Source organism: Microbispora sp. CL1-1, from assembly GCF_012034195.1.
Classification (GTDB): domain Bacteria; phylum Actinomycetota; class Actinomycetes; order Streptosporangiales; family Streptosporangiaceae; genus Microbispora.
This window is the reverse complement of the sequence record NZ_JAATEK010000089.1, coordinates 1-6815: the sequence shown is the minus strand read 5'-3', so window position 1 is coordinate 6815 and position 6815 is coordinate 1. Positions and strand designations below refer to the sequence as shown.

The window sequence follows — 6815 nt, the reverse complement described above, 5'->3', positions numbered from 1 at the left end:
CCCCCTCATCTGGAGCAGGGGGTGTTCGTCGGCCATGGGGATCTCCCAACGATGATCAGTTGGCGGAGTAGACGTGGTCGGAGTAGACGTGATCGCTGATGAGGCGGGTGGCGCCGACGACACCCGCGGTGTCGCCGAGCTCGGACAGCACGATCGGCAGGTTTCCGGTGGCGAGCGGCAGCGACCTGCGGTAGACGACGCTCCTGATCTCCGCGAGCAGCACGTGGCCGAGCTTGGCCACGCCCCCCGCGATGATCACGAGGCCGGGGTTGAAGAAGCTGACGAGGCTCGCCAGCACCTGGCCCACCCGGCGTCCGCCGTCGCGGATCAGCCCGATCGCGTCGGCGTCGCCCTGCGCCGCGGCGGCGGCGACGTCCTCGGCCGTCAGCGCGCCCGCGACCGCGAGCCGTTCGGCCAGGTAGGGCGAGCCGCCCGAGCGGGCCACCACGACCGCCTCGCGCGCCAGCGCGGCGCCGCCGAAGTACGCCTCCAGGCACCCGGAGTTGCCGCAGGAGCAGACCGGCCCGAGATCGTCCACCCGGATGTGGCCGATGTCGCCGGCGCTGCCGGACACCCCGCGGTAGATCTTCCCGTCCACCACGATGCCGCAGCCGATGCCGGTGCCGATCTTGACGAGCAGGAAGTCCTCGACGTGCCGCGCGAGACCGGCGTGCAGCTCTCCGAGCGCCATGATGTTGACGTCGTTGTCGACCACCGTGGGGCAGCCGAGTGCCTGACCGACCGTCTCCCTGACCGGGTAGCGGTCCCAGCCCGGCATGATCGGCGGCACCACCGGAACGCCCTCGGCGAAGCTCACCGGCCCCGGGACGCCGACGCCGGCACCGCTGAGCTCGCTGAACAGCCCGTCCCTGCTCAGCTTGCCGAGCAGTTCGATGGCCCGGTCGAGCACGGCGGCGGGCCCCTCTTTGATGTCGCAGGGCTCGCTCAGGTGACCGAGCACGTTGAGCTCGCCGTCGGTGACCGCTACGTCGATCGAGGTGGCGCCGATGTCGAGCCCGGCGAACCGGATGTCACGGGCCAGCCGTACGCGTCCCGAGCGCCTGCCCCCGCGTGAGGCGGCCAGTCCGTCGGGCTCGGCGAGCCCCAGCTCGATCAGCCGGTCCAGTTCCACGTTGAGCTTCGACCGTGACAGGTCCACCACGTCGCCGAGTTCGGCGCGGGAGCGCCCGCCCTCCCTCAGCAACCGCAGGAGCGCGGCCTGATGGACGTTCTCCGGCCTGATGGTCGTCCTCTTCACGTACGCCTCCGCGTCCCGGTGATTGGCTGGAAACGTACCTCTTTTCCCCCTGATCAGGGAAGACCTTTTATCGATCCGATGCAATCTTTCGCTGGAATCAACAAAAGTTAGGAGCGTCTGACGGGGTAGGAGAGTCAGGAGACCGGTTGGAGGGCGCATGCTGGGGTTGCCTGACGAAGTGCGCGGCTGCCTGTTCGACATGGACGGGGTGCTCACGCGTACGGCCCTGATCCACGCCGCGGCGTGGAAGGAGATGTTCGACGAATACCTGCGCGATCGAGCGGCCGCCACCGGCACGCCGTTCGTGCCCTTCGACGCGACCGGCGACTACGAGCGGTACGTCGACGGCAGGAAGCGCCTGGACGGCACCCGGGAGTTCCTGCTGTCCAGGGGCATCGACCTGCCCGAGGGCAGGCCGGACGACCCGCCGGGCATGCCCACCGTCAACGGCCTGAGCAACCGCAAGAACGAGCTGGTCCAGGCGATCCTCGACCGGCAGGGCGTGGAGGTCTTCGAAGGCTCGGTGCGCTACCTGCGCGCCGTACGCGACGCCGGGCTGCGCCGCGCGGTCGTCTCCAGCAGCGCCAACACGCGGCGCGTGCTCGCCGCGGCCGGGATCGACGACATGTTCGACGCGCGGATCGACGGCGAGGTGGCCAAGGAGCGCGGGCTCGCGGGCAAGCCCGCCCCCGACATGTTCCTCGCCGCCGCCGAGGCGCTCGGGCTCACACCGGCCGAGTGCGCGGTGTTCGAGGACGCGCTGGCGGGGGTCGCCGCCGGGCGCGCGGGCGGCTTCGCCCTCGTGGTCGGCGTGGACCGCGGGGATCAGGCGCAGGCCCTGCGCGACAACGGCGCCGACATCGTGGTGTCGGATCTCTCCGAACTGCTGGACGAGAAATGATCAAGCATCCCGCCTTCATCGTCGAGCCGTGGTCGGTGCGCGAGTGCCACCTGCACACCGACGTGCTCGCCCAGACCGAGTCGGTGTTCGCGCTGTCCAACGGGCACATCGGGTTGCGCGGCAACCTCGACGAGGGCGAGCCTTTCGGCCTGCCGGGCACCTACCTCAACTCCTTCTACGAGCTGCGCCCGCTGCCGTACGCCGAGGCGGGCTACGGCTACCCCGAGTCCGGGCAGACGGTCGTCAACGTCACCAACGGCAAGCTGATCCGGCTGCTCGTGGACGACGAGCCGTTCGACGTCCGCTATGGCACGCTGCACTCACACGAGCGGGTCCTCGACATGCGGGCGGGCACGCTCATCCGGAAGGCCTGCTGGAGCTCGCCGACCGGGGCGCGGGTGCGCGTCACCTCGACCCGGCTCGTGTCGTTCACCCACCGGGCGGTGGCCGCGATCCGCTACGAGGTGGAGCCGGTGGACCAGCCGCTCAACGTGGTCGTCCAGTCGGAGCTGGTGGCCAACGAGACCGTGCCGCCGCCGACCGCCGATCCCCGCGCCGCCGCCGCGCTGGAGGCGCCGCTGGTGCTGGAGGAGAACGTCGCCGCGCGCAACAACGTGTGCGTCATGGTCCACTCCACCAGGGCCAGCCGGCTGCGGGTCGCGGCGGGGATGCGGCACGAGATCGAGGGCCCGGACGGCACCCGGGTCGAGTGCGACGGCGGCGGCAACGTCAGCCGGGTCACGATCGCCACCCGGCTCGCGCCGGGCGAACGGCTGCGGCTCGACAAGTTCTTCGCCTACGGCTGGTCGGCCAAGCGGTCCAGGCCCGCGATGCACGACCAGGTCGTGGCGGCGCTGGCCGCCGCCAGGCTCACCGGATGGGACGGCCTGTGCGCCGAGCAGCGCGCCTTCCTCGACGACTTCTGGGCGGGCGCGGACGTCGAGGTCGAGGGCGACGCCGAGGTGCAGCAGGCCGTACGCTTCGGGCTGTTCCACCTGCTCCAGGCGGGCGCGCGGCTGGAGCGGCGGCCCATCGCGGGCAAGGGGCTGACCGGCTCGGGGTACGACGGTCACGCGTTCTGGGACACCGAGAGCTTCGTGCTTCCGGTGATGACCTACACCTATCCCCGGGCCGCCGCCGACGCCCTCATGTGGCGGGAGTCGATCCTCCCGCTCGCCCAGGCCCGCGCCGAGCAGCTCGGACTGCGCGGCGCCGCCTTCCCCTGGCGGACGATCAACGGCGAGGAGTGCTCCGGCTACTGGCCCGCCGGCACGGCGGCCTTCCACGTCAACGCCGACATCGCCGCCGCGGTCACGCGGTATGTCGACGCGACCGAGGACACCGGATTCGAGCGGGACGTCGGCCTGCCGCTGCTCGTCGCGACCGCCCGGCTGTGGTGCGCGCTCGGCCACCACGACGCCGACGGCCGCTACCGCATCGACGGCGTGACCGGCCCGGACGAGTACAGCGCCGTCGCCGACAACAACGTCTTCACCAACCTCATGGCCCAGCGCAACCTGCGGGCCGCCGCCGAGACGGCCGTACGCCATCTCGACCGGGCCGAGCTGCTCGGGGTCACGCTGGAGGAGGCGGCGATGTGGCGCGACTGCGCCGCCGCCATCTTCCTGCCATACGACGAGCGGCTGGGGGTGCACGAGCAGAGCGAGGGGTTCACCGGGCACGCGGTGTGGGACTTCGCGAACACCACGCCCGAGCAGTATCCGCTGCTGCTCCACTTCCCCTACTTCGACCTCTATCGCAAGCAGGTCGTCAAGCAGGCCGATCTCGTGCTGGCCATGCACCTGTGCGGCGAGGCGTTCACGCCCGAGCAGAAGGCGCGCAACTTCGCCTACTACGAGGCGCTGACCGTGCGCGACTCCTCGCTGTCGGCCTGCACCCAGGCCGTGCTCGCCGCCGAGGTGGGGCAGCTCGACCTCGCGTACGCCTACCTGGGCGAGGCCGCGCTGATGGACCTGCGCGACCTGGAGCACAACACCCGCGACGGCGTCCACATGGCCTCGCTCGCCGGGGCGTGGATCGCGCTGGTGAACGGGTTCGGCGGCATGCGGGCGCACGACGGCCGGCTCTGCTTCGCGCCCCGCCTGCCGCAGGGCATCACCCGGCTCACCTTCCGCGTCCGTTACCGGGGCCGCCTGGCGCGGGTCGACGTCGCCCCGGACGGCACGACGTACCGGCTCCTGCACGGCTCGCCCCTCACGGTGTCGCACCACGGCGAGGAGCTCACGATCGGCGCGCAGCCGCAGGCCCGGCGCAACGCGCCGCCTCCCTTCCCGGACCTGCCGGTCAGGCAGCCGCCGGGCCGCGAGCCGACACCCCGGCGGCCCGGGGACCTGTCCCGCGGTCTCGTCGTCCCGGCCGAGCAGCCGGCCGAGGAGGTCTGACCTCCCGGCCGGGGACGACGAAAGGAGATCAGAGCATGGCCTGCAGGGAGGCGCCGGCCTGCTCGCCCAGCTTCGTCGGAAGATAGGGCTGCTCGGCCATGACGGCCTCCCAGTTGTCGCGGATCGCCTCGACGGTGAGGTCGTCGGTCCGCCAGCCCGGCCCCTCCGCCACGAACACCCGGGCGATCCGCCCGGCGCCGACCGAGAACACCTCGCCGGTGGTCACGCAGCTCTCGTGGGCCAGGTAGGCCACGAGCGGGCTGACCCGCTCGGGGGTGAACTTGCTCTCGAACTCCGCGGGCAGCAGCGTCTCGGTCATCCGCGTCCACGCGACGGGGGCGATCGCGTTGGCCCTGATGTTCGCCCGCGCACCCTCGATGCCGAGGGTCTTCGTGAGGCCCACCAGGCCCATCTTGGCCGTCGAATAGTTGGCCTGGCCGAAGTTGCCGAACAGCCCGGCAGGCGAGGAGGTGTTCACGATCCGTCCGTACGCCTGCTCCTTCATGTGCGGGAACGCCGCGCGGCTGACCAGGAACGAGCCGCGCACGTGCACGGCGATCACGGCGTCGAACTCCTCGACCGTCATCTTCCCGAACGACCGGTCGCGCAGGATGCCGGCGTTGTTGACGAGGATGTCGACGCGGCCGAACGCGTCGAGCGCCGTCCGCACGATCGCCTCCGCGCCCTCCGGAGTGGCGACGTTGTCGGTGCTGGCCACCGCCTCCCCGCCGTTCTTCACGATGAGTTCGGCTACCTCCGCCGCGGGTCCCGAGGACGCGCCGGTGCCGTCGAGTGCGCCACCGAGGTCGTTGACGACGACCTTCGCCCCGCGGCTGCCGAGCAGCAGCGCATGCGACCTGCCGAGCCCGTACCCGGCCCCGGTGACGATCGCGACCCTTCCGTCGAACCTCAGCTCGGACCCCTCAGCAGCCGACATGGCGCCACCCTTCGATAAAGAGAACAAGGTTCTGGTAGCACTTTAACCTCCGGCGGCGGTGGCGGCCCGTGCTACAAGAGTTCCGTGAGGGGACGGAGATCGGCGGCCCGTCAGTCGCCCTTTATGGCCTTCGCGGCGGACATGTCGTCGACGTAGCGGCGCATGAGGCGTTCGAGCTCCATGAGGTCCCGGTCGCTCCACTGCGCGAGAACGGGACCGGCCAGGCGCTGGCGGGCGGCGTCGAGAGCGTCGGTGACGCGGCGGCCCTCGGCGGTGATGATGGCCTCCTTCACCCGCGCGTCGGCGGGGCTGGGGCGTCGTTCTACCAGCCCGAGAGAGGCGAGTTTCGCGACCTGGCGGCTGATCGTGGTGTAGTCGCGTCCGGCGCGCTCGGCCAGCTCGACCACGCCGATCGGCCCGAATCGCTCGATGCCCACGAGGAGCGGGAACAGCGCGCGGTCGAGGGAGACGCCGGCTTCGGCCAGCAGCTCGTCATCGCGGCTGGGCAGGTTCATCAGCACGATCAGATCGATGATGGCCCCGTGGAGACGGCGCAACGTGGTCTGGCGTCGCCGTGTGGTCAAGGCGGCCTAACCGTCCTTCCTCGCTGTCGAGCCCTCCCTGATGTCGGGCTTACCTGAGTATCCGCCCTTCTCACGGTGCTCGGCGATCTCACGGTGCTCGGCGATCGGATACTCGCGGCCCAGGTGCTCGCACTCCGGACGCTCGCCGTACTCACCGCCCCGATGCTCACCGCCCCGATGCTCACCTACTCACCGCCCGGATACTCGCAGCCCTGATGCTCACCGCCCGGATACTCACAGCCGGATGCGGGGCGATTCCAGGCAGCCCCCTCGCTGCTCTTCGGCCAACCCTTCGCTGCTTTTGCCCACCCCCATTGACGTGCAGCACCCCCTGTTTTTTCGGGCGACCTGAGGCTCCAACCCTTCACTGCGCACGGTTGCCACTCGCTCACAAAGTGTGAGAGAATCCATACATCAGTTCGAATCAAGCGAGGATGGTGTAGTGGATCTGTTCGACATTGATCCTGAGCGCCTTCGTCATTCGAACGATGCCGACGGTGAGTGGTGGGACCGTCTGATCGCCAATTCCCCACTGTGGTCGTCCGACGGCTCGTCCGCCCGCGAGCCCTTCCCGATCATCAACTTCGGGCTCCGGCAGCGTGCCGACGCATCTGTTGTCGAGAGCGTGGACGCCCCGGGCGCGGACGTCCCAGGCACGCATACCGACAGCGCAACCAACGGCGGCGCGGATGCCACGAGTGGGGCGGCCACCGGTACGTATGCCGCTGGCGTG

7 protein-coding genes are annotated in these 6815 nt (G+C 70.5%); 4 read left to right on the top strand and 3 right to left on the bottom strand.

The window, feature by feature from the left end; genetic code table 11:
- Positions 1–55 precede the first annotated feature (55 nt).
- A complete protein-coding gene (locus HCK04_RS39705; RefSeq protein WP_221890037.1) occupies positions 56–1258 on the bottom strand; it encodes an ROK family transcriptional regulator in 1203 nt (400 codons plus the stop codon).
- Between the two features lie 157 nt (positions 1259–1415).
- On the opposite strand from HCK04_RS39705, the gene HCK04_RS39700 reads away from it, so the two are divergent.
- Positions 1416–2159, top strand: a complete 744-nt coding sequence (locus HCK04_RS39700) for a beta-phosphoglucomutase family hydrolase (RefSeq protein ID WP_142652676.1) — start codon at positions 1416–1418, stop codon at positions 2157–2159.
- On the top strand, positions 2156–4561 hold the full coding sequence (locus HCK04_RS39695) for a glycosyl hydrolase family 65 protein (protein WP_142652675.1): 2406 nt from the start codon (positions 2156–2158) through the stop codon (positions 4559–4561). The genes HCK04_RS39700 and HCK04_RS39695 overlap by 4 nt, the downstream gene beginning before the upstream one ends.
- 28 nt (positions 4562–4589) lie before the next feature.
- On the opposite strand, the gene HCK04_RS39690 is transcribed toward HCK04_RS39695, so the two are convergent.
- Complete coding sequence (locus HCK04_RS39690) at positions 4590–5498, bottom strand: SDR family oxidoreductase (protein WP_142652674.1); 909 nt, start codon at positions 5496–5498, stop codon at positions 4590–4592.
- A 110-nt stretch (positions 5499–5608) separates the two neighbouring features.
- Complete coding sequence (locus HCK04_RS39685; protein WP_205831275.1) at positions 5609–6082, bottom strand: MarR family transcriptional regulator; 474 nt, start codon at positions 6080–6082, stop codon at positions 5609–5611.
- 75 nt (positions 6083–6157) lie between these two features.
- Here HCK04_RS39685 and HCK04_RS39680 point away from each other — a divergent pair, with 75 nt between their 5' ends.
- Positions 6158–6298, top strand: coding sequence for a hypothetical protein (locus HCK04_RS39680; RefSeq protein ID WP_168066660.1), 141 nt, complete (start codon positions 6158–6160; stop codon positions 6296–6298).
- A 226-nt stretch (positions 6299–6524) separates the two neighbouring features.
- On the top strand, positions 6525–6815 hold a 291-nt coding region (locus HCK04_RS39675; protein WP_142652673.1), incomplete at its 3' end, for a hypothetical protein.